This window comes from Corallococcus silvisoli (assembly GCF_009909145.1).
GTDB lineage: Bacteria > Myxococcota > Myxococcia > Myxococcales > Myxococcaceae > Corallococcus > Corallococcus silvisoli.
Genome location: NZ_JAAAPJ010000001.1, coordinates 579059 through 598926 on the forward strand (window position 1 = coordinate 579059; position 19868 = coordinate 598926).

At 70.5% G+C, this 19868-nt stretch carries 16 protein-coding genes; 6 read left to right on the forward strand and 10 right to left on the reverse strand.

The features are described from left to right. Positions 1–116: 116 nt before the first annotated feature. Positions 117–1358, reverse strand: coding sequence for a Kelch repeat-containing protein (locus GTY96_RS02260; RefSeq protein WP_161663721.1), 1242 nt, complete (start codon positions 1356–1358; stop codon positions 117–119). A 411-nt stretch (positions 1359–1769) separates the two neighbouring features. Between GTY96_RS02260 and GTY96_RS02265 the strand changes: the two genes are divergently transcribed. Continuing rightward, entirely contained in the window at positions 1770–2069 is a 300-nt protein-coding gene (locus GTY96_RS02265; protein WP_161663722.1) for a hypothetical protein, read from the forward strand. 245 nt (positions 2070–2314) lie between these two features. Continuing rightward, positions 2315–2647: a hypothetical protein gene (locus tag GTY96_RS02270; protein WP_161663723.1), complete on the forward strand. Its 333-nt coding sequence runs from the start codon at positions 2315–2317 to the stop codon at positions 2645–2647. Positions 2648–3086: 439 nt separating this feature from the next. Here the strand turns inward: GTY96_RS02270 and GTY96_RS02275 are convergent, their stop codons facing one another. The 3 genes from GTY96_RS02275 to GTY96_RS02285 form a co-directional block, all read right to left on the reverse strand. Next, the gene (locus tag GTY96_RS02275; RefSeq protein WP_161663724.1) at positions 3087–3449 is read right to left on the reverse strand and encodes a hypothetical protein; all 363 of its coding nucleotides are present in this window, start codon (positions 3447–3449) and stop codon (positions 3087–3089) included. A gap of 261 nt (positions 3450–3710) precedes the next feature. Beyond that, on the reverse strand, positions 3711–4823 hold the full coding sequence (locus GTY96_RS02280) for a hypothetical protein (RefSeq protein ID WP_161664119.1): 1113 nt from the start codon (positions 4821–4823) through the stop codon (positions 3711–3713). Beyond that, complete coding sequence (locus GTY96_RS02285; RefSeq protein WP_161663725.1) at positions 4820–6670, reverse strand: HSP90 family protein; 1851 nt, start codon at positions 6668–6670, stop codon at positions 4820–4822. Before GTY96_RS02285 ends, GTY96_RS02280 begins: the two co-directional genes overlap by 4 nt. Before the next feature lie 210 nt (positions 6671–6880). Here GTY96_RS02285 and GTY96_RS02290 point away from each other — a divergent pair, with 210 nt between their 5' ends. Continuing rightward, on the forward strand, positions 6881–7747 hold the full coding sequence (locus GTY96_RS02290) for a metal-dependent hydrolase (RefSeq protein WP_143898057.1): 867 nt from the start codon (positions 6881–6883) through the stop codon (positions 7745–7747). A gap of 178 nt (positions 7748–7925) precedes the next feature. After that, a complete protein-coding gene (locus GTY96_RS02295) occupies positions 7926–9317 on the forward strand; it encodes a TerB family tellurite resistance protein (protein ID WP_255441806.1) in 1392 nt (463 codons plus the stop codon). Between the two features lie 24 nt (positions 9318–9341). Here GTY96_RS02295 and GTY96_RS02300 read toward each other — a convergent pair whose 3' ends face one another. Both GTY96_RS02300 and GTY96_RS02305 read right to left on the reverse strand, forming a co-directional pair. Further along, positions 9342–10718: a spondin domain-containing protein gene (locus GTY96_RS02300; RefSeq protein ID WP_161663726.1), complete on the reverse strand. Its 1377-nt coding sequence runs from the start codon at positions 10716–10718 to the stop codon at positions 9342–9344. A gap of 55 nt (positions 10719–10773) precedes the next feature. Beyond that, entirely contained in the window at positions 10774–12381 is a 1608-nt protein-coding gene (locus GTY96_RS02305) for an FAD-dependent oxidoreductase (RefSeq protein ID WP_161663727.1), read from the reverse strand. A gap of 106 nt (positions 12382–12487) precedes the next feature. Here GTY96_RS02305 and GTY96_RS02310 point away from each other — a divergent pair, with 106 nt between their 5' ends. Then, complete coding sequence (locus tag GTY96_RS02310) at positions 12488–13084, forward strand: TetR/AcrR family transcriptional regulator (protein ID WP_161663728.1); 597 nt, start codon at positions 12488–12490, stop codon at positions 13082–13084. Positions 13085–13094: 10 nt separating this feature from the next. Here the strand turns inward: GTY96_RS02310 and GTY96_RS02315 are convergent, their stop codons facing one another. The 4 genes from GTY96_RS02315 to GTY96_RS02330 all read right to left on the reverse strand — a co-directional run bounded on the left by GTY96_RS02315 (position 13095) and on the right by GTY96_RS02330 (position 18649). Next, positions 13095–13973: an aldo/keto reductase gene (locus GTY96_RS02315; RefSeq protein WP_161663729.1), complete on the reverse strand. Its 879-nt coding sequence runs from the start codon at positions 13971–13973 to the stop codon at positions 13095–13097. Between the two features lie 63 nt (positions 13974–14036). Then, a complete protein-coding gene (locus GTY96_RS02320) occupies positions 14037–14825 on the reverse strand; it encodes an SDR family NAD(P)-dependent oxidoreductase (protein ID WP_161663730.1) in 789 nt (262 codons plus the stop codon). Between the two features lie 204 nt (positions 14826–15029). Further along, positions 15030–16841, reverse strand: coding sequence for an ABC transporter ATP-binding protein (locus GTY96_RS02325; RefSeq protein ID WP_161663731.1), 1812 nt, complete (start codon positions 16839–16841; stop codon positions 15030–15032). Further along, a complete protein-coding gene (locus GTY96_RS02330) occupies positions 16838–18649 on the reverse strand; it encodes an ABC transporter ATP-binding protein (RefSeq protein WP_143898069.1) in 1812 nt (603 codons plus the stop codon). The genes GTY96_RS02325 and GTY96_RS02330 overlap by 4 nt, the downstream gene beginning before the upstream one ends. A gap of 165 nt (positions 18650–18814) precedes the next feature. Here GTY96_RS02330 and GTY96_RS02335 point away from each other — a divergent pair, with 165 nt between their 5' ends. After that, entirely contained in the window at positions 18815–19849 is a 1035-nt protein-coding gene (locus GTY96_RS02335; RefSeq protein WP_161663732.1) for an aldo/keto reductase, read from the forward strand. Positions 19850–19868 lie beyond the last annotated feature (19 nt).

Sequence of the window (19868 nt, forward strand, 5' to 3'; positions counted from 1 at the left end):
GGGGCCGCTTCCGGGCCCGAGTTCCTGGCGAGCTGCTGAAGCGGGGATGCAGTTCGAGGCCTGTCATTGCACGGGGCGGCACAGGCTTGGACACTTGTGCCGCGACCGTCGCGCACTCACGGCACCCAGAGGGCGCCATCCGACAGGGGCGCATCCGCACCGCCGGCGCCCATTCCTCCCCAGATGAACAAGGCGTTGCCCGTCCACAGGCCCACGTGCCCGGAGCGCGCGGAAGGGGCTCCTTCGGTGCGCAGCGGCGCCCACGTGTCCGTGACCGGATCATAGGCCGCGCCGTCCGAGCAGACGCCTCCGCCGGAGCCGCAGTTCGGCGAAGTGCCACCCCAGATGACCATCTTCGAGCCGGTCCACACGGCGGAGTGGCCGATGCGCGGTGAGGGCGCGCCCTTGGTGGAGACAGGGGACCACTTGCCGTACACCGGATCAAACGCGGCGCCCTTGTCACAGTAGATCGGCGGATTCTGTTGGGCGTCGCCGCAGCCGATCCCGCCCCAGATGATCATCCGCTCGCCGGTCCACACCGCCGTGTGCGACCAGCGGCCCGTGGGCGCCCCTTCGGTTGGCAGCACCGCCCATTTGTCGAAGAAGGGGCCGTACGTCGCCCCGTCCGCCAGGGCTACGTCGTAGGGACTGCCGCCATTTCCGCCCCAGATGTGCAGCACATTGTCCATCCACACCGCAGTGTGGTCGCGGCGCCCCACGGGGGCCTGGACGAAGTTCATGGTCGTCCAGAGGGCTTCCTTCTCGTAGTAGATGGCCCCGTCCCCGAAGATGCGCCGCTGCTGGGGATCCTGGCCGCCCCATACCAGCATCACCTCACCCGTCCAGGCGGCCTTGTGTCCCCCACGCGGAGAGGGCGCGTAGTTGGACTTGAGGGGGCTCCAGGTGTTGGTCGCGGGGTCGTAGAGCGCGCCATCGCCACAGGGGCTTTGTGGGCCGCCGCAACCCAGTCCTCCCCAGACGATCATCTTCTTGCCGGTCCACACCGCTGAATGCTGAGTGCGCGCGGACAATGCCCCCTGGGCCGACAGGGGCGTCCAGGTCTTCTCGGCCATGTTGAACCGGGCGCCATCTCCGCAGACGCCGTCGGGGGGGCAACTGCCTCGTCCGCCCCAGAGCAGGACGTTCTGGCCATCGAAGACACTCGCCACTTCGAGCCTGGCGGAGAGCGGCGAGCCCGACGGGAGGGGCGTCCAGGAGCCCTGCTGCTGTGCGGGTTCCAGGTCATCCGGGCCCGTCTCCTCTTTCGAACTCGAGCAACCGGCCAGCGTCAGGAGGAGCAGGCCTGGAATCAGGTGCATCCGGAACGGCTTCACTGCGTGATGCTTCGACAGCGCCACGGGGACTTCCTCCTGTGACAGGGAATGGGGGCGCGGCAGTCTGCCTCACGCGCAGTGAAGTCCGCCACTGCGGAGGAACCCCTCATGGGGAGCGACACCCGCACCGACGCGGGGGCGCCCGCACATCGGAGGACGCGATTCGCGGACGGTCCAAGCAGCAGGCGACGCTGTTCAACCTGAGGACGCCGGGGGAGCGAGTCCCGGTGGTGGGGGTGAACAGCGGTACGTCGAGGACTTCGCTCAGCGCTGGCACTTCGAACGCTGCTCGTGGAGTGACATCGGCTCGTAGCTCTCGAACGCGACCTCGACGTGGGGTGCGGCCATACAGGTTGATGTTCGCGCAACAGGAAGTTCCAGTCTCGCGGAAGTGCTCGAAGATGCTCTTGAGGTGTCTCCGAAACGGTGAGAGTCATGAGCGAAAAGAATGAGAACGAAGCTGCAAGAGCCCTCCGCCTTGCTGAATCCCCTGGCCGGGAATGGCGATTGCTGGCTCATCGTCAATCAGGTGACGTAGATGTGAAGAACGAAGGGGTGTTTGACGAACTGGTCGTCGACCACTGGTTGCATATCGAGCAACTCAGCGAACGCGAGTGGTGGATGCGGATCGGGGATGCCCGGATCCTGGTGCTCGTGGAAAGCAGCGGTGAAGTGCGGGTCGATGTAGAGCGCGGCTTCCATGCGCCAATCCTCGGAACCACGACGGATAAGTGAACCTGAACTCTGCAAGAGGACGGCTGCTTCCGCGGCGGCCACCCCGGTCCAGTCCTCTCCCAGCAACTGCAGGGCGCGAGCTCGCCTCAACACCCGGACGGACTGTCGGTCCCGACGCTTCAGCGCGTCCAACGGCTCCTTTCGTGGAGGGCAACATGCCGGCACGGCGGACCAAACGGTGCGGTGACGTCCGTGCAACTGCTCTATCTTCTGGGCTCTCACTCCTTCGTCGCTGACAGAGCGCCATGTCGAAACTGAATGCCCTAGAGAGAACATTTCGTTCGTGGTCTGAACAGCTCGCATCCGGCAACTCGCTGCGAATCAAAAACGTCCGTCTAGCGGGAATCGAACGCCTGGAGATCTCGCGCGAGGTCCAAGGGGTGACGCGCTACCTACGCTTCACTCCAGTTGAAGATCCGCCCGGCGCTTGGGAGTTCGAGGTGCTGCTTGGAGAGTTCGGCAACACCGACACTTCACTCGATTTCGACGGCCGGCGTGGAGGTGATCAGCAATACGTCGAGGACCTCGCTCTGCGCTGGCTCTTCGAACGCTGCTCGTGGAATGACATCGGCTCGTAGCTCTCGAACGCGACCTCGACGTGGGGTGCGGAGGGCAACATGCAGGCACGGCGGACTGCACTCGAGGTGCGGCTCCGTCCATGTCGAAGGCTTGCATCTTGATGTTCACAGGTAGGAGGCGAGATGGCTGGCAGTGAGACAGAGAAATGGACTCGCGCCCTGGCCGGAGTTCTTCACGGGCTTTTGAAGAGGCCAGGCACCCCTCATGGGGATATCGAGTGGCTGCTTCTCCGATGTGAAGACACCCTGGCATACCAAGGGGAACTGCGCGACGCGTCGGTCCGGCAACTCGTCAAGGATGCTCAAGCCTTCGAAGCCAGTTCCTCTGGCCTGCTTCCAAAGGGGCTCCTGGATGGGCCGGCTCCTGAACGACCGCTCACGATTTTCGAACGGCGCGGAGGGTAAGGCATTGCAGACTGCGGTGCTGAAGCGCTGAGGCTCAGGGCCGTGGATCGCTGCTCAGAGCGCCTAAGGCCTCCTCGAACCACTGGAACCATGCGGCCTCTTGGGGAGCCAGGGATTCCTTCATCCATGCCAGATACGTAGGCCGCCAGCGGGTCAGCATTCGGAGGACATCCTCCCTCCGCTCCAACTGGCGTCCCGCCTGGCAATAGCCCGCGAGGGCCATTGGCGCCGCTGAGCGACACCACGGCATCTCCAGCTCGACTCCGGGCGCGCCCAGAATCTCCAGCGCCTCCGCGCACACCGTCATCACTCCCGCGAGGTCGCCAGCCTTCTGCTTCCGCTCCGCCGCACCGATCCTTCGAGCCGCGCGCATCCCAGGGATGATCGAAAAGAACATGGGGACTCCGAAGCAGGTCAGTGAACGCCCGGCTCGAGCTTGCGATCCAGTCAGGCGACGTTGCATGCCTTCCATGAATCTGGATGGATAAGGCCTGCCTCCGCGGCACGAAAAGACTTTCGTGCTTCACGCGTAGGCAAGTGGGCTCCGGAGCAGAGAAGCGACTCGCCCCACTCGCGGTTTGTGTCGGACACGGGTGGCGCCTTGTTGGTTTCGTCAAGCGAAGCGGCCTCCTGGAGAGCCAGGGCATGCGACGTCCGCTCAATCCAGCGGGAACAACCGGACTTCCTTCGCCAGCGCCTCACTTCGCGCCAGCAACGCCGAGAACCGCTGCGTCCCGTTGCGCGCATCGAACCGCGCCGCGATGTCTCGCGCCTGCGTCGCCATCCAGTCCTTCAGCGCCCGCGTCGCGTAGCCACCGTCCGCCGCGTGCAGCGCGAACGCTCGGGGCAGTCGCAGGCTCACCTCTTCGCGTCCCTCCGCCACCACCTGACCCAGCAGGAACGTCGCCGCCGCGTAGAAGGTGAACCGGTCTCGGTGGCTCGCGTGCTCCAGCGCCCAGCCCAGGTGCTTCTCCAGCAGCGTCAGCCCTCGCGACAGGTTGCCCGTCAGCGCCAGGAACTCCAGGTGCTCTCCCACCGTGGAGAGGAACTCGCGGTTCTTCGCCACCATCGCGTAGCCGCGCACGTGGCAGTCCCGCGCTTCCTTCATCCGGTCCAGCTTGAAGAACGGGTACAGCAGCGTTCCCAACGTCAGGTGCGGGATCTCCGCGCAGGACTGCCGCCCCTCCAGGATGGGCTTCGCCTTCCGGATGGCCTGCTCCCACTCACCCTTGTCCACGTGATGATCCAGCTCGTCGTCCAGCTCGCACACGCGGCAGTCCGTCAGGTGGTCCCTCGGGGCCACCAGCCACGCCTGCCACAGGCGCTCCGCCTCCGCCGCGTCACCCATGTCCCGCGCCATCTGATAGCGCAGCTTCAGCGCCGCCCGCTCGCCCGCGTCCAGCTTCGCGAAGCTCTGCTCCACGTCATCCAGCGCGTCGGCGATCTGCTTTCGGCTGATGTGCGGGAACTCGTCCAGCCGCCCCACCACCCACTTCTGCTTCCACAGCATCTCCTCGGGCTCGAACCGCACCGGGTCCTTCTTCTGCTGCACCCGGCACCACGCGAACGCCACCAGCGCCTTGTCCGGATATCCCCCGAAGGTCGCCGCGTCGATGAGCGCGTCCCGCAGCTCGTACCCCAGCACCCCGTCGCCGTGCACGTCCGTCAGCCGCACCGCCTCCTCCAGCGCGCGCACCTTCGCGTCGCCTTCGGGCAGCTCGTCCGCCCTCGCGCGCAATGCATCCACCTGCTGGCGCCAGTCCTCCATCAGTGCATCCCCCGAGACCCCGGACCCGACGAACCACCCCCGCCGCCCTCATCCAACCGCGCGGCGATGAGCCCCAGCAGCCCATGGTTCAACAACGCCATCTCCTGCGCGTTCAGCGGGTGTTGTCCCAACAGCAGCGCCTGCACGTAGAGCATCTCCACCGACAGCTTCAACAGCTCCCGCCCCTCCACTCCCGCCAGCCGGCGCACCACCGGGTTGTGCAGGTTGAGGCACAACAGCGCCCGCTCCTGTCCCCCCGCCCCCGCCAGCACCCCGTCCAGCACGCCCGCGTACAAATCATCCGACCCCTCGCGCGCCCGCTCCGCGTCCCGCCGGAACGCGCCCTCCGCGTCCGCGCTGTAGAGCGTGGGCACCTCCGCCGGAAAGAACTTCTTTACCTCCACCCCGCACCGGAATGGCGCCAGCACCCCTTCCGCCAATCGCAGCAGCGGGTAGAGGGCTTCGCGCTCGTCCAACGTCAGCTCCTCGAAGCTCTGCGGCAGGTCCGCCGACGAGAACGCCGCCACCTGCGCGTCCGCCACCACGTGTGGCAGCTTCTCCAGCAGCGCCGTGTCGTGCGTGTACGCCGCGTTCAGCACGCACAGCCCCTGCGCCGCCGCCACCCGCGCCACCTGTCGGAACCCGTCCAGCGTCGGCGTGTAGCGCACCACCGGCCACGAACGCCGGTAGTCCGCCAACGTCATCACCCCCAGCGAGGTCTCGAAGGGCAGCCAGTCGATGACCAGCCGGTAGAAGGCGTCGTCGTCCAGCGCCAGCCCTTTCACCGACAGCCCATGCAGGGCGATCAACCGCTGGAGCGACCGGGGCTCCTCGCGCGCCAGGTCCATCAGGTACTGGCGCAGCGACTGGCCCAGCGCCTCGCGCGCCCGGGACAACACCGCGTCCTCGTAGAAGGACTCGCGGCTCGCGGTGGGCCTCAGGCCGTTCGCGTTCACCACGCACTTCACGAAGAACGCCCACTCCGGAAGCAGGTTCTCCGCGCTCTCCGACAAGAGCATGTGCTTCAGGTACACGCGGTGCTTCTGCTTCGCGTTGAAGTGCGGCGACGCCGGCAGCACGAACGCCACCCCGTCCACGCCCCCCGCCTCTGAGCGCAGCGGAATCACATCCAGGAAGTCCGTGCCGAACACCTCGCGCCCGTATGCGAGCAGCGCCTGCCGCTTGTCTCCCGCCGTCTCGTACTGGCGGCGCCAGGGCGGCCCGTCCGGGTTGAGGGTCTCCGTCTGCCCCCCCACCGTGAGCCGGACCGGGAAGGGCAACAGGCCCCCGTAGTGCTTCGCGAGCTGGCGCACCCGCTCGGGCGTGAACCACTCCCCCATGTCCGGGCGGGCGACCAGGTAGACGTGCGTCCCGGGGGCGTTCAGCGGGTGCTCGGAGACGCGCACGTCGTAGGTGCCGTCATGCCGGCCCCGCCACTCCAGCGTCCGCCCATCCCCCTTCGCCGAGCGCGTCACCACCAGCAGCTCGTCGCACACCATGAAGCACGACAGGAGGCCGATGCCGAACTGGCCGATGAAGTCGTTGCGGCGTGCCTCCAGCTGCTCCCGCTTGGAGGACTCGCCGATGGTGGCGAGGAAGCGGTGGATCTCCTCCTCCGTCAGCCCCACGCCTTCGTCGGTGAAGAGCAGGGTGGGGGGCCCGCCGTCCTGCTTCTCCCGCAGCTCCAGCCCCACCGCCCCCACCGCCCCGGGCTCCAACTGCTGCCGGGCGCGAATCGCGTCCGTGGCGTTCTGGAGCAGCTCCCGCACGTAGACCCCCGGCGAGCTGTACAGGTGGTGGGACAGGAGGTCGATGACCCCTCGGAGGCTGACTTGGAATCGATGGTCCACGCGGCTGTCGAGCGTAGCGCGCTGCCTCCCCCAGGGAACCACATTCCCCCGCCGTGGGTGGATGAAGGCCTCTGTCCTTCCCGGAGCAGCCGGACGCGCCAGCCCCCTTCCGCCCCCCTGTCGGAGTGTTATGTGGCGCCCCAGCCGTGCGGCGCCCCCGGGCGGCACGGCGACATGTCGTCTCTTTCCTTCCTCCTGGAGTGGACAACGATGCGCAACGAGCTGAAGGCAGTGGTGGTGGGCGCGGTGCTGGGTGTTTCGGGCGTGGCCTTCGCGCAGGGCACGCCGACGACGCCCGCGGCTCCGGCGGCCAAGGCCCCCACGGCGGACAAGGCCGCGGGCAAGGCGGGCAAGGCCCCCGCCACGGCGGGCAAGACGGAGGTCACCTGGTGGGGCCACGCCGCGTTCGTGGTGAAGACGCCGGGCGGCGCGGTCATCGCCATCGACCCGTGGCTCACCAACCCCAAGGCGCCCCAGGGCGCCACCTGGCCGGAGGCGCTGGACGCCATCCTCGTCTCCCACGGTCACTTCGACCACGTGGGGGAGACGAAGGCCCTGGCCCAGAAGACCCAGGCCAAGGTGTTCGGCTCCTTCGAGCTGGTGTCGCTGCTGGGCGTGCCGGACGCGCAGAACATGGGCGGCAACGCCGGCGGCACCTTCCAGGTGAAGGACGCCACCATCCACTTCGTGGAGGCGGTGCACTCCAGCAGCTACCAGGCGGACCCCAAGGCCCCGTCGCAGTACGCCGGCGCGCCCCTGGGCTTCGTCATTGAAATCGCCAACGGCCCCACGCTGTACCACGCCGGGGACACCGGGGCCTTCCAGTCCATGGAGCTCGTCGCGGAGCAGTTCAAGCCCACCGTGGCCATGCTCCCCATCGGCGGCCACTTCACCATGGACCCCGCGCAGGCCGCCGTCGCCACGAAGCTGCTCAAGGTGAAGTCCGTGGTGCCCATGCACTACGGCACCTTCCCCGCCCTCACCGGCACCCCGGAGACGTTCACCTCCGAGCTGAAGAAGGCCCGGGGCACCGCCAAGGTGCTCGCCCTGGAGCCGGGCAAGGCCGCCTCCCTGTAGGCCCCACCCGTCCGCTCCGAGTGGACGGGCGCGGTGTCTTTCACCCCCTCCATCAGCTTCCGTTGCAGGACGCCGCCGCCGTCCCGGGGCCGGGTGGCATCCCGGGAGCGGCTGGGTTATTCCCCGCGAAGTGCGTCCCGGCGGGGAAGGCCGGCCGCGCGCTTCGAGGGGTGTACCGGTGTCGGTGCTGGTTTTTGGAAGGGGGACCTGGCTGGCCACGCTCCTGGCGGACGTGGTCGCCGCGCATGCGCAGGCCCCCGCGCCCGTCCCGCTTCCCTCGCTCCCGGACGCCTCGTCGGGCCGCGCCCGGGGCCGCGCCTTCCTGCGGCGCACGCTGCGGGCCTCGGGGCTCGTCTACGGCACGCCCGTACCGCTGCCCTCGCCGGTGGATGGGGGCGAACCCTTCGACACCCCGGGACGCGCGGTGGAGGATGAGCTGTTCCACGCCGTGGTGCGCACGCTGGCGCGCATGGCCTTGGATCTGGCGCGGGTGATGGATGCGCCGGAGGGCCCCCGGGTGGAGCAGCTGCTGGTGCTCTTCTCCGTGCTGGCGGGCGAGCTGAACCTGGCGCAGGCGCTGGACGCGCGGCTCGCGGCGGGGCTGCCGGTGCCCCGGCGGATGGTGGGGCGGGTGGAGGACGCGCTCGACAAGCGGGCGCCGTCGCTGGCCGGAGACCCGGTGTACGGGCTGGTGCTGCACAACGGCGCGCAGTACGCGGACGCGCAGCTGTTCTGCCGGCAGGCCATTGATTTGTTCTCCCGCGGGCGGCTGTCCCGGGCGGGCGCGGAGCGGCGGTGGGACTTCGCGGCGCGGCAGAAGGCGCTGCTGGTGGACGTGCTCACCGCGCTCGCGTGCGTGGACCGGGAGCCCAGCCCGCCCGCGCGCCGCGCCATCCTCCGGCAGGTGGAGGGCCTGAAGCTGCCGCACGCGCTGGAGGGCGAGGTGAAGGCCGCGGTGCGCCAGTCCTTCGAGCGCAAGCGCGACGTGCGGGACGTGGTGCGCCGGGTGCGCAGCGTGGACATGCGCCACCTGCTCCTGGAGCAGACGCTGCTGGCGGCGCTGGTGGACGGCCGGCGCACGCGGCGGGAGCGGGCCTTCATCGACACGCTGGCGGGCGCGCTGCACGTGCCCCAGGCGGAGCTGCGCCGGTTGGAGCTGGAGATGGCGGAGTTCTACGCGCGGCACCGCTCGCTGGTGGATGTCTTCACCGTGTCGGACGCGGCGGGGGCCATGGGCGAGGACCTGATGGCCGGGATGCAGGAGACGCTGGAGAAGAACTTCCACCGGCTGATGCAGGAGGCGCGCGAGACGGGCGACCTGGCGGTGCTGCTCACCAAGGCGGCGCGGCGCCAGAAGCTCACCGCCGACGAGCGCCAGCGCATGCGCGCCCAGCTCATCGACGTGGCGAAGGCCATCCCCGCGCTGGCCATCTTCGCCGCGCCGGGCGGCATCCTGCTGCTGGCGGCGCTGGCGAAGGTGCTGCCCTTCAGCCTCCTGCCCAGCTCCTTCCAGGACGGCCCCGCCGTGGACCCCGACGGCGAGGACACCGCCGAGCGCGAGGCGCGGTGAGGCCCCCGCCCGCGCCCGGAGCGTCTACTTCACCTCGGTGAGGGTGACGCGCAGGTGCTGGGACACGGGCGTGCCGTACCGCGACGGGGGGACCCGGCGCACGGTCTTGTCGGGGTCCAGGCCGCCTTCCGGAGCACCCTGGTGCGGGCCCACCGCGGGCTCCTCATCCAACTCCGTGCCCACGTCCCACAGCGACACGCGGGACGTCACGTCGCCCGTCAGGAGCGTGCCCGAGGCGTCGAACAGCGCGATGCCCTGCTCGTCGGTGCCGAAGAGCCAGTCATTGGACTGGCCGAACCTCATCGCGAAGGACAGCCGCTCGGCGGGGCGGGCGCTCACGTCGAACTCGTAGGCGTGGCCCGGCAGGAGGGGACCGGGGGCGGACGCACCCACGGGCGAGTTGAACGAACCCGACGTGCGCACGCCCGTGGGCGGGCTCGCGGAGAGGGCGCTGGCCAGGCGGGACACATCCCCCGTCTCCGCGAGCAGCTCCAGCCCCTGGCCCCGGTCCGGCGCGCCCTCGGTGAAGAGCGGCGCGGCGGCGTTGTGCAGCGCGAAGATGCCCGGTGAGAGCGGCGTGGCCACGCCCGTCAGCGGCGTGAGGTAGGCGAGGAGGGCCGCGGCGTCGCCCGTCTCCGCGATGGCCTCCAGGCCCAGGCCCCGGTCCGGTTGGCCTTCCGTGAAGAGGGTCTCGTTGCCGTCGCTCACCGTCCAGACGCCCGGGGAGATGCGCACGGGCTTGATGCCCTCGGAGGTGGTGAGGGTGACGCGGTCGTCGGAGATGTTCTCGATGCGCACGGTGAAGCGGTGCGTGGCCGCGTCGGAGGCCACGAGCACGCGGATCATCGACGCGATGGCGGGCAGGACGAACGTCTGGCCGCTGGTGAGCACGGGGCGCGGGCCCACGCGCCGCACGTTGGGATTGAAGTCCTTGGCGCCCGGGCCGTCCGTGGACGTCGCCTGCTTCGGGCCGGTGTGCGGGCCCACCGCGGGCTCCTCGTCCACCTCCGTGCCCGCGTCCCAGAGGAGCACCTGGTCGGTGATGTTGCCGGAGAGGGGCCGGCCGTCGGCGGAGTAGAGGGGGATGCCCTGGGGCTCCGTTCCGAAGAACCAGTCATTGGACTGGCCGAACATCGCGACGAAGGTCAGCCGGTGCTTCACGCCCGCCGTGAAGCTGAACTCGTAGGCGTCCCCCGGCGCCAGCGGGCCCGGCGACGTGCCGCTCAGCTTCGTGTCGAAGCGTCCGGACTTGAGCTGCTGGAACGGCGCCACGTTCTCGATGCGCACGCGCACCTCGCGGGCCGAAGCGTCGGCGCCATCACCCGAGCCACAGGCGGACAGCGTGAGGAGGCCGAGCGCGGCGGCGGAGGCGACGCCTCCGCGGAAGGAGTGGATGGACATGGTGGGAGTCTCCAGGGCTTCGCGGAAGCGTGAAGCGTGACAGGATTGCTCCCCACTACGCATCCGTGAATCCAGCGGTGACGGCCGGTGCGGCATCCACCCGGGGCTGGGCCACGGGCAGGGGCAGGAGCGGCTTCAGGAACTGCTCCAGGGCCTCGCGCTGGCCTGTCCGGGACGCGTGCCCCACGTAGCCATCGGGGCGCACCAGGATGAGCGCTTGCGCGCCCGGGGCCACATCGTAGGCCCGGTGCGCGTGCCCCTCCGCATCGAGGAAGGCGCCGGTGGCCACGGGCGCTCCCTTCGCGCGAATGGAGAGGGTCCGCACGACGTCGCCGAAGCAGGAGCGGGCCCATGCGGCCACATCCGAGGACTCCGGCCCGAAGGCGAGCAGCGTCCAGTGAGGGCCTCGGAAGGCATCGAACAGCCGCGAGGGATGGCCCCGTGCATCCAGGCCCGGCGCGTCCGGAGCCCGGTCTCCCGCGCGCACACGGGCGGTGTCGACGGAGGCTCCGGGCGCGAGCGGACCGCCGCGATAGCTCAGGCCCAGTTGCCGCGTCTCCGCCCCGCGCCGCTGGGCGCTCAGGCCGCTCTGGCTCAGGCCCTGGAAGAGTTTCTGGGACAGGCCCAGCACGCTCGCGGCGATGGGCAGCCGCTCCGACTCGTAGGTGTCGAGCAGGGCGGGGTCCGCGCCCCGGAGGACATGGTCCAGCTTCCAGCCCAGGTTGTAGGCGTCCTGGACGCCAGTGTTGAGGCCCTGGCCTCCCGCGGGAGGGTGCACGTGCGCGGCATCCCCGGCGAGGAAGACGCGGCCCACGCGATAGCGGTCCACCATGCGCACGTTGGGCCGGTACACGGACAGCCAGCTCGCGTCGTGGAGGCGCAGCGCGAGGCCAGGGCGGGCCGCGTGTTGGAACCGCTCGTTCAACGCGGCCTCGGTGAGCTCCGGCACGGTGCCGCCGGGCTTCACCTGGAGGACCAACTGGAAGCGCTCCGTGCCGGGCAGCGGGCACAGCGCCACCATGCCGCCCTTCGCGAAGGGCCAGACGTGCCAGTGTTCACGGTCCAGCCCGTCCACGCGCACGTCGCCCACGACCATGCGCTCCTCCTCGTGCGTCTCGCCGTGGAGCGCCAGGCCCAGGACCTTGCGCACGCGGCTGTGGCCCCCGTCCGCGCCCACCAGGTACTCCGCGCGAACGGTCTCCACCGCATCGCCTCGGGCCAGGGTGGCGGTGACGCCGGTGTCGTCCTGGGTGAAGCCGGTGAGCGCCGTGCCGAACTCCACCCCGTGGCCAAGCGACGCCAGCCGGTCGCGCAGGATGGACTCGGTGCGCGCCTGCGGCACGAGCCAGGGGTCGGGGTGGGGCACGTCCGGAGTCACCGGATGGCGGGGGACCATCGTCCAGCGGCCCACGACGAAGCGCCGCCAGTGGAGCCGCAGCCGAGGGTACGCGGTGCCCGCGGCGAGCACCGCGTCCAGCACGCCCAGGTCGTCCAGCACCTCCAGCGTGCGGGGCTGGAGCCCCTTCCCGCGCGAGCCGGCGAACGGGCCCGGGGCCGCGTCCACCAGACGCACTTGGAGCCCCCGGCGTGCGAGGTCACAGGCCAGCGTCAGGCCGGTGGGCCCGGCGCCAGCGATGAGCACCGGGAGGGGAGGGGAGGACATGGCGATCTCCTGTCGCGACGGCCCCGCGGGGGCTCGCGTCAATGGAGATGAAAATGTAAGGAAGTGCTTATATTGTCAGCTTGCGTTCCCGCTCCAGGAGTCCGTCATGCCGCGCGCGAAGCTCTCTCCTCGGAAGATGCCCACGCAGGAGCGCTCGCGCGCGACGGTGGACGCGCTGGTGCAGGCGACTGCTGACATTCTGGTGCGCGACGGCGCCGCGAAGCTGACGACGAACCGGATCGCGGAGCGCGCGGGCGTCAACGTGGCGTCGCTGTACCAGTTCTTTCCCAACAAGGAAGCGCTGGTGGCGGAGGTGTCGCGCCGGCACGTGAAGGCGCAGCGCGAGGCCGCTCGGGAGGTGCTGGCGACGCGCGGCTTCGACACCCTGGAGGAACTCATCCGGACGCTGGTGGCGCTGGGCTTCGCGGCCCACGCGGTGTCGCCGAAGCTGCACCATGCGTTGACGGAGGAGCTGCCCGCGCGCCGCGCCCGGAAATGGGAGCCGGAGGACGCGCCGATGCTGGACGCCCTCCGCCACTTCCGCACCGACGTGCCGGACCCGGAGCTGGCCCTGTGGCTCATCGACACGGTGTCGCACGCGGTGATCCACCGCGCGGTGGTGGAGCGCCCCGAGGCCCTGTCCCAGGGGCTGCTCCAGGAGGAGCTGGTGACGCTCCTCCTGCGCTACGTGAAGCGGAAGTAGCCGGGCCGCCTCAGCGCCCTGACGCCTGGGCGTCCACGGCCGCCAGCTCCTCCTTGCCCAGCTGCACCTCCGCGCCCGCGAGGTTCTCCTCCAGGTGCTTCACGGAGGACGTGCCCGGGATGGGCAGCATCACCGGCGAGCGCGCCAGCAGCCACGCGAGGGCGATCTGCGCGGGCGCCGCGTGGTGCTTCTTCGCCACGGAGTCCAGCGCGCCCCCGGCCTTCGCCAGTCCCCCCGTCGCCAGCGGGAACCAGGGGATGAAGCCCAGGCCCTCCTTCTCGCAGTAGTCCAGCACCTTCTCGTGCACGCGGTCGGTCAGGTTGTAGCGGTTCTGCACCGACACGATGTCCACCACCTTGCGCGCCCGTTCAATCTCCGGCACCGACACCTCCGACAGGCCGATGTGGCGGATCTTCCCCTCCTTCTGGAGCGCCTTCAGCTCACCCAGCGACTCTTCCACGGGGACCTTCGGGTCGATGCGGTGCAGCTGGTACAGGTCGATGCGCTCCAGCTTCAGCCGGCGCAGGGACATCTCCAGCTCCTGGCGCAGGTACTTCGGCGCGGCCACCGGATGCCATTCATTGGGGCCCGTGCGCACCAGGCCCGCCTTGGTCGCCACCACCACGCCCTTGGCGTACGGGGACAGGGCCTCCGCGATGATCTCCTCGCTGTAGTAGGGGCCGTAGGAGTCCGCCGTGTCGATGAAGTCCACGCCCAGCTCCAGGGCGCGGCGCAGCACGCGCACCGCCTCCGCCCGGTCCTTGGGCGGCCCCCAGATGCCGGGGCCGGTGAGCTGCATGGCGCCGTAGCCCAGGCGGTGGATGGGCAGGTCTCCGCCCAGTTTGAAGGTGCCACTCTTTTCCGCGGGACGCGTTGAAGTGCCGCTCATGGGTGCTTCCTCCGTGCAGGGTTCACCAGGAATGGATGCATGTGCAGGAAATGCGTTGCTGGCTCAGGTCGTGCCGGGGCTCCGGTAGCGTTCGGCGAGGGTGTACTGGCCGCCCCGCAGCATCCCGGCCTCGGCCTGCTCCAGGGCGGTGACGGCCTCCGCGGACGCCAGCCCCGGAACGCAGACCGTCTCCCCGCGCTCCAGCGCCACGAGCGACGCGGTGACGACGTCCTCCGGCGACATCGTGCCGGGATAGCCGCCGTTGAACTCCGTGAAGGTCATGCCCGGACAGACGACCTGCGCGCGCACCGGCGTGCCGCGCAGCTCGCCCGCGAGCGTGCGGGTGAAGTGGACGAGGAACGCCTTCGCGCCCGCGTAGGTGGCGCGGTGGGGGAGGGGACCCGGCGGCATCGCGCCGGAGAAGGCGAGCAGGGAGGCGACGTTGATGACCGCGCCCCGTCCCCGCGCCAGCATGCCGGGCAGCGCCGCGCGCGTGGCCAGCATGGGCGCCAGGATGTGCAGGTGGGCCAGCCCCTCCAGGGCGTCCGGCTCCACCTGCGCGAAGGGCCCGTACCCTCCCACGCCCGCGTTGTTGACGAGCAGGGTGAGGTCCTCGCCCCCCGCGCGCGCCGCCACCCGGTGGATGTCCGCGTCCGCCGTGAGGTCCGCCCTCAGGACCTCCGCGCGGACGCCGTGCGCCGCCGTCAGCTCCGCCGCGAGCGCCCGCAGCCGCTCCTCCCGCCGTGCGACGAGGACGAGGTCATACCCGAGCCCCGCCAGCCGCCGCGCATACACCGCGCCGATTCCCGCGGACGTACCCGTCACCAACGCTGTCCCTCGACTGCCTGCCATGCCTGCTCCCTGGAGGTTGAAGAGGATGCGGGCCGCTCTCCACCGCAATGAATGCTGGAGATGGCGACCGCCGCCGCGAAGCGCGGGCCGCCGGGGCCGCACCCTCGCCCGCTGGGTAACGGGGGAAGAGGGGCCGTGCAAGCCAGATGCGCCGCGGCGTGAGGGCGGCCCCGGCGCGGCGCCGTGGAGCCCTCTCGCGAGCGGTCAGCCCAGGGCCTTGACCGTCTCCGGCGTGTCACGGAACTGCTGGTGGTACAGCTCCGCGTAGAGGCCGCCCTTCGCCAGCAGCTCGTCGTGGTTGCCGCGCTCGACGACGGCGCCATGCTCCAGCACCAGGATGAGGTCCGCGTGGCGGATGGTGTTGAGCCGGTGCGCGATGACGATGCTCGTCCGGCCTGAGAGCAGCTTCCCGAGCGCGAGCTGGATGAGCCCCTCCGTGCGCGTGTCGACGTTCGCCGTCGCCTCGTCGAGGATGAGCACCCGGGGATCGGCGATGACCGCGCGCGCGAACGCCAGCAACTGCCGCTGGCCCTGGCTGAGCGTGGCGCCGCCCTCGCCCAGCACGGTGTCGTAGCCCTGCGGCAGCCGGGTGATGAAGTCGTGCGCGTGCACCGCCTTCGCCGCGGCCTCCACGTCCTCGCGGGTGGCCCCCTGCTTGCCGTACGCGATGTTGTCCGCCACCTTGCCGCTGAAGAGGAAGGGCTCCTGGAGCACCATGGCCATCCGCTGGCGCAGGCTGCCGCGCGTCACCCGCCGCACGTCCTCTCCGTCGATGCGCACCGCGCCCGCCGTCACGTCGTAGAAGCGCGGGACGAGGCTCGCCACCGTCGTCTTGCCCGCGCCCGTGCGCCCCACCAGCGCCAGCGTCTGGCCGGGCTCCAGGTGGAAGGACACGTCGCGCAGCACCGGCCGCTCCAGGTCGTAGCCGAAGGACACCGCGTCGAACACCACCTCGCCCCTCGGCGGCCCCAGCGTCACGGCGCCCTCGGCGTCCGGCGGCTCCGGCGCCTCGTCGAGGATGCCGTAGATGCGCTCCGCCCCCGCCAGCGCGGACTGCGCCAGCGTGGCCACCGACGCGGCCAACTGCACCGGCCGGAAGAACTGCTGCACGTAGATGAGGAACGCCGCCAGCCCTCCCACGGTGAGCCGCCCGTCCAGCGCCAGCACCCCGCCGTAGCCGATGACCAGCGCCGTGGACAGCGTGGAGAGCAGGTCGATGGCCGGCGAGAACGCGGAGGTGATGCCCACCGCCGCCACGTTCGCGTCGCGGTTGGCCGCGTTGCGGTCGCGGAAGCGCTCGATGTTCTTCTCCGTGCGGTTGAACGCCTGCGCCTGCCGCACGCCGCCAATCTCCTCCTGGAGGTTCGCCGTCACGTCGCCCACCGTCTGGCGCGTCTTGCGGTAGGCGTTGCGCGCCCGCGCCGCGAAGAACCACGTCGTGAACACGATGGCGGGGATGAGGGAGAAGCACGCCAGCGCCAGGCGCGCGTTGAGCGCCAGCATCGCGATGAGCACGCCCACCAGGCCCAGCACCGACCCCAGCAGCTGCGTCATGCCCTGCGCGAAGAGCTGGTTGAGCGTGTCCACGTCGCTGAGCAGCCGGCTCATCAGGTCGCCCAGGGGCCGGCGGTCGAACCAGGCCAGCGGCAGGCGCTGGAGCCGCTCGAAGAGGCGCAGGCGCAGGTCCGACAGCACGCGCTGCCCGGTGTGGCCCACGCGCCGCGTCTGCGCCCGCTGCGACAGCGCGCCCACGGCGTAGACCGCCAGCAGCGCCGTCAACGTCCGCAGCAGCCCCCAGCCGTCGCCCGCGCCGATGTCGCGGTCGATGGCCCGGCTCACCAGATAGGGCCCCACCGCCTGACAGGCCGCGCCCACCAGGATGAAGGCCATGGCGACCGCGAGCGTGCGCGCGTACGGACGCATCTCGCCCATGAGCCGCCGGAACACCTTCCCGCGCCGCAGCGCGCGGCCGGTCTCCAGCTCCGCCAGCGCCTCGATGCTGCCCGGCCGCCTCATGTCGTCCCCTGCTGGCGCGCGGGCAGGAGCTGCGACCCGAGGATGTCGTTGTACAGCTCGCTGGTGGCCATCAGCTCCTCATGCCGCCCCTTCGCGGCGATGCGGCCCTCGTCCAGCACCAGGATGAGGTCCGCGTCCCGGACGGTGCTGATGCGCTGGGCGATGACCAGCGCCGTCCTGCGCTTGTCCCGCATCAGCGCGTCCAGGGCCCCCTGGATGGCGGTCTCCGTGCGGGCATCCACCGCCGAGGTGCTGTCGTCCAGGATGAGCAGACGCGGATCCGTGAGCAGCGCCCGCGCGATGGCCAGCCGCTGCCGCTGTCCACCGGACAGCCCCACGCCCCGCTCGCCCACCACCGTGTCGTAGCCCTGGGGCAGCTCCTGGATGAACTCCGCCGCCTGGGCCGCCAGGGCCGCCTCCTCCACCTGCGCCTGCGTGGCGTCCGGACGGCCGTAGGCGATGTTGTCGCGCACCGTGCCGGAGAACAGCAGCGCGTCCTGCAACACCACGCCCATCTGCGAGCGGAGGCTCGAGAGCGTCACGTCCCGCACGTCGTGGCCGTCCAGCAGCACCGCGCCCCCGGTGACGTCGTAGAAGCGGGGCAGCAGGTTGATGAGCGTGCTCTTGCCGGAGCCGGTGGTGCCCAGCAGCGCCACCAACTGCCCGGGCTCCAGCGTCACGCTCACGCCGCGCAGGATCTCCCGGTCGCTGCCCGCGTAGCGGAAGCGCACGTCGCGCAGCTCGATGCGGCCCTGGAGCGGCGGCAGCGGCACGGCGCCCGGGCGGTCCGTCACCTCCACCGCCGTGTCCAGCAATTCGAAGACGCGCAGCGCGGAGGCGCTCGCCCGCGACAGGCTGGCCGCGATGAAGCCCAGGGTCATCAGCGGCATCAACAGGAAGGCCAGGTAGCTGTTGAAGGCCACCAGCTCCCCCAGCGTGAGCCGCTGGTGGAAGATGCGCCAGCCGCCCACGCCCACCACCATCAGCGTCCCCAGGTTGGCGAAGAAGGTGACGAAGGGGAAGTTGCTGGACAGCACGTCCACCAGCCGCAGGTTCTTCTCCTGCAGCTCCGCGTTCGTCCTGCCGTAGCGCTCCTGCTCCCGCGCCTCGCCGGAGAAGGCCCGCACCACCCGCAGCCCGCGCAGGTCCTCCTGGAGCGTGGTGTTGAGCGTGCCCAGCAGCGCCTGGAGCTGGCCGAACAGCGGGCGCATCTTCATCACGAACGCGCGCAGCACCACGAGGATGGGCAGCACGGCCGCGAGCGCCGCCAGCGCCAGCACTGGATCCAGGTACACCAGCAGCCCCGAGCAGCCCACGAGCATCGCCGCCGCCGCCGCGAACTGCACCACGCCGCTGCCCACGAAGGTGCGCACCGCCTCCACGTCGCTGGTCAGCCGCGTCAAGAGCTGCCCGGTCTGCGCCTGGTCGTAGTAGCTGAAGGAGAGCCGCTGGATGCGCGCGAAGAGCGCGTCGCGCAGGTCGAACGCCACGCCCTGCGACGCGCGCTCCGCGAGATAGCCCTGGAGGAAGTTGAACAGGCCCCGCCCCAGCGCGATGGCGATGAGCCCTCCCACCGCCAGCCACACCGGCCCCTGCTCGCCCCGCGCGAGCCCCTGGTCGATGGCGATGCGGATCATCTGCGGCGCGCCCAGGTTCGCCACCGACACCAGCAGCAGCGACAGCAGCGCCCCGATGGCGTCCAGCCGGTAGCGGCGCAGGTAACCCAGGGCGCGAAGGATGGCGGCGAAGGCCCCTGCTCCAGGAGCCCCTGAAGCCGGGCGGCCGGATGCTGGCGCGGACGTACTCACGTGGCGGAAAAACCCCCGCCTCCCTGGCCGGGAAGGCGCGCGCATGATGGGCGTCCCCTCGCGCCGCTTCAAGCACGACGCGCGGTGCGCGAAGACGGTTGCGCGCCGCGCCACGGGTCGTTACCTGGGCCGCCATTCTTCCCGGTTCGTCACGAGGTGAACGTCATGGAATACCGACAGCTCGGTGGTTCTGGTTTCAAGGTCCCCGTCCTCAGCCTGGGCACGGGCACGTTTGGCGGCGCGGGGGACTTCTTCAAGGGCTTTGGCTCCAGCGACGTGAAGGAGGCCACGCGGCTCGTGGACATCGCGCTGGAGGCGGGCGTGAACATGTTCGACTCCGCGGACGTGTACTCCGGCGGGCTCGCGGAGGAGATCCTCGGCAAGGCGCTGGAGGGCCGGCGGGGCCAGGCCCTCATCTCCACCAAGGCCACGTTCCGCGCGGGCCCGGGCCCCAATGACGTGGGCTCCTCGCGCTTCCACCTCACCCGCGCGGTGGAGGTCGCCCTGCGCCGGCTGAAGACGGACTACATCGACCTGTTCCAGCTCCACGGCTTCGACGCGACGACGCCCGTGGAGGAGACGCTCAACACGCTGGATGACCTCGTGCGCGCGGGGAAGATCCGCTACATCGGCTGCTCCAACTTCTCCGGCTGGCACCTGATGAAGTCGCTGGCGGTGTCGGAGCGCTACAACCTGGCGCGCTACGTGGCGCACCAAGCGTACTACTCGCTCGTCGGCCGCGACTATGAGTGGGAGCTGATGCCGCTCGCGCAGGACCAGAAGGTGGGCGCGGTGGTGTGGAGCCCGCTGGGCTGGGGCCGGCTCACCGGCAAGCTGCGCCGGGGCGCGGCGCGTCCGGAGACGAGCCGCCTGAACAACCCCGCCACCGCGAGCGGCGGCCCGCAGGTGCCGGAGGAGCACCTGTTCCGGGTGGTGGACGCGCTCGACGCGGTAGCCAAGGAGACGGGCAAGACGGTGCCGCAGGTGGCGCTCAACTGGGTGCTCCAGCGGCCCACCGTGGCCAACGTCATCATCGGCGCGCGCAATGAAGAGCAGCTGAGCCAGAACCTGGGCGCCCTCGGCTGGAACCTCACGCCCGCGCAGGTGGCCACGCTGGACGCCGCCAGCACCGTGCCCTGGCCGTACCCGTACTTCCACCAGCGGCAGTTCGCCGAGCGCAATCCCTTCCCCGTGACCTGAGCCGGCGCGGGCGTCGCGC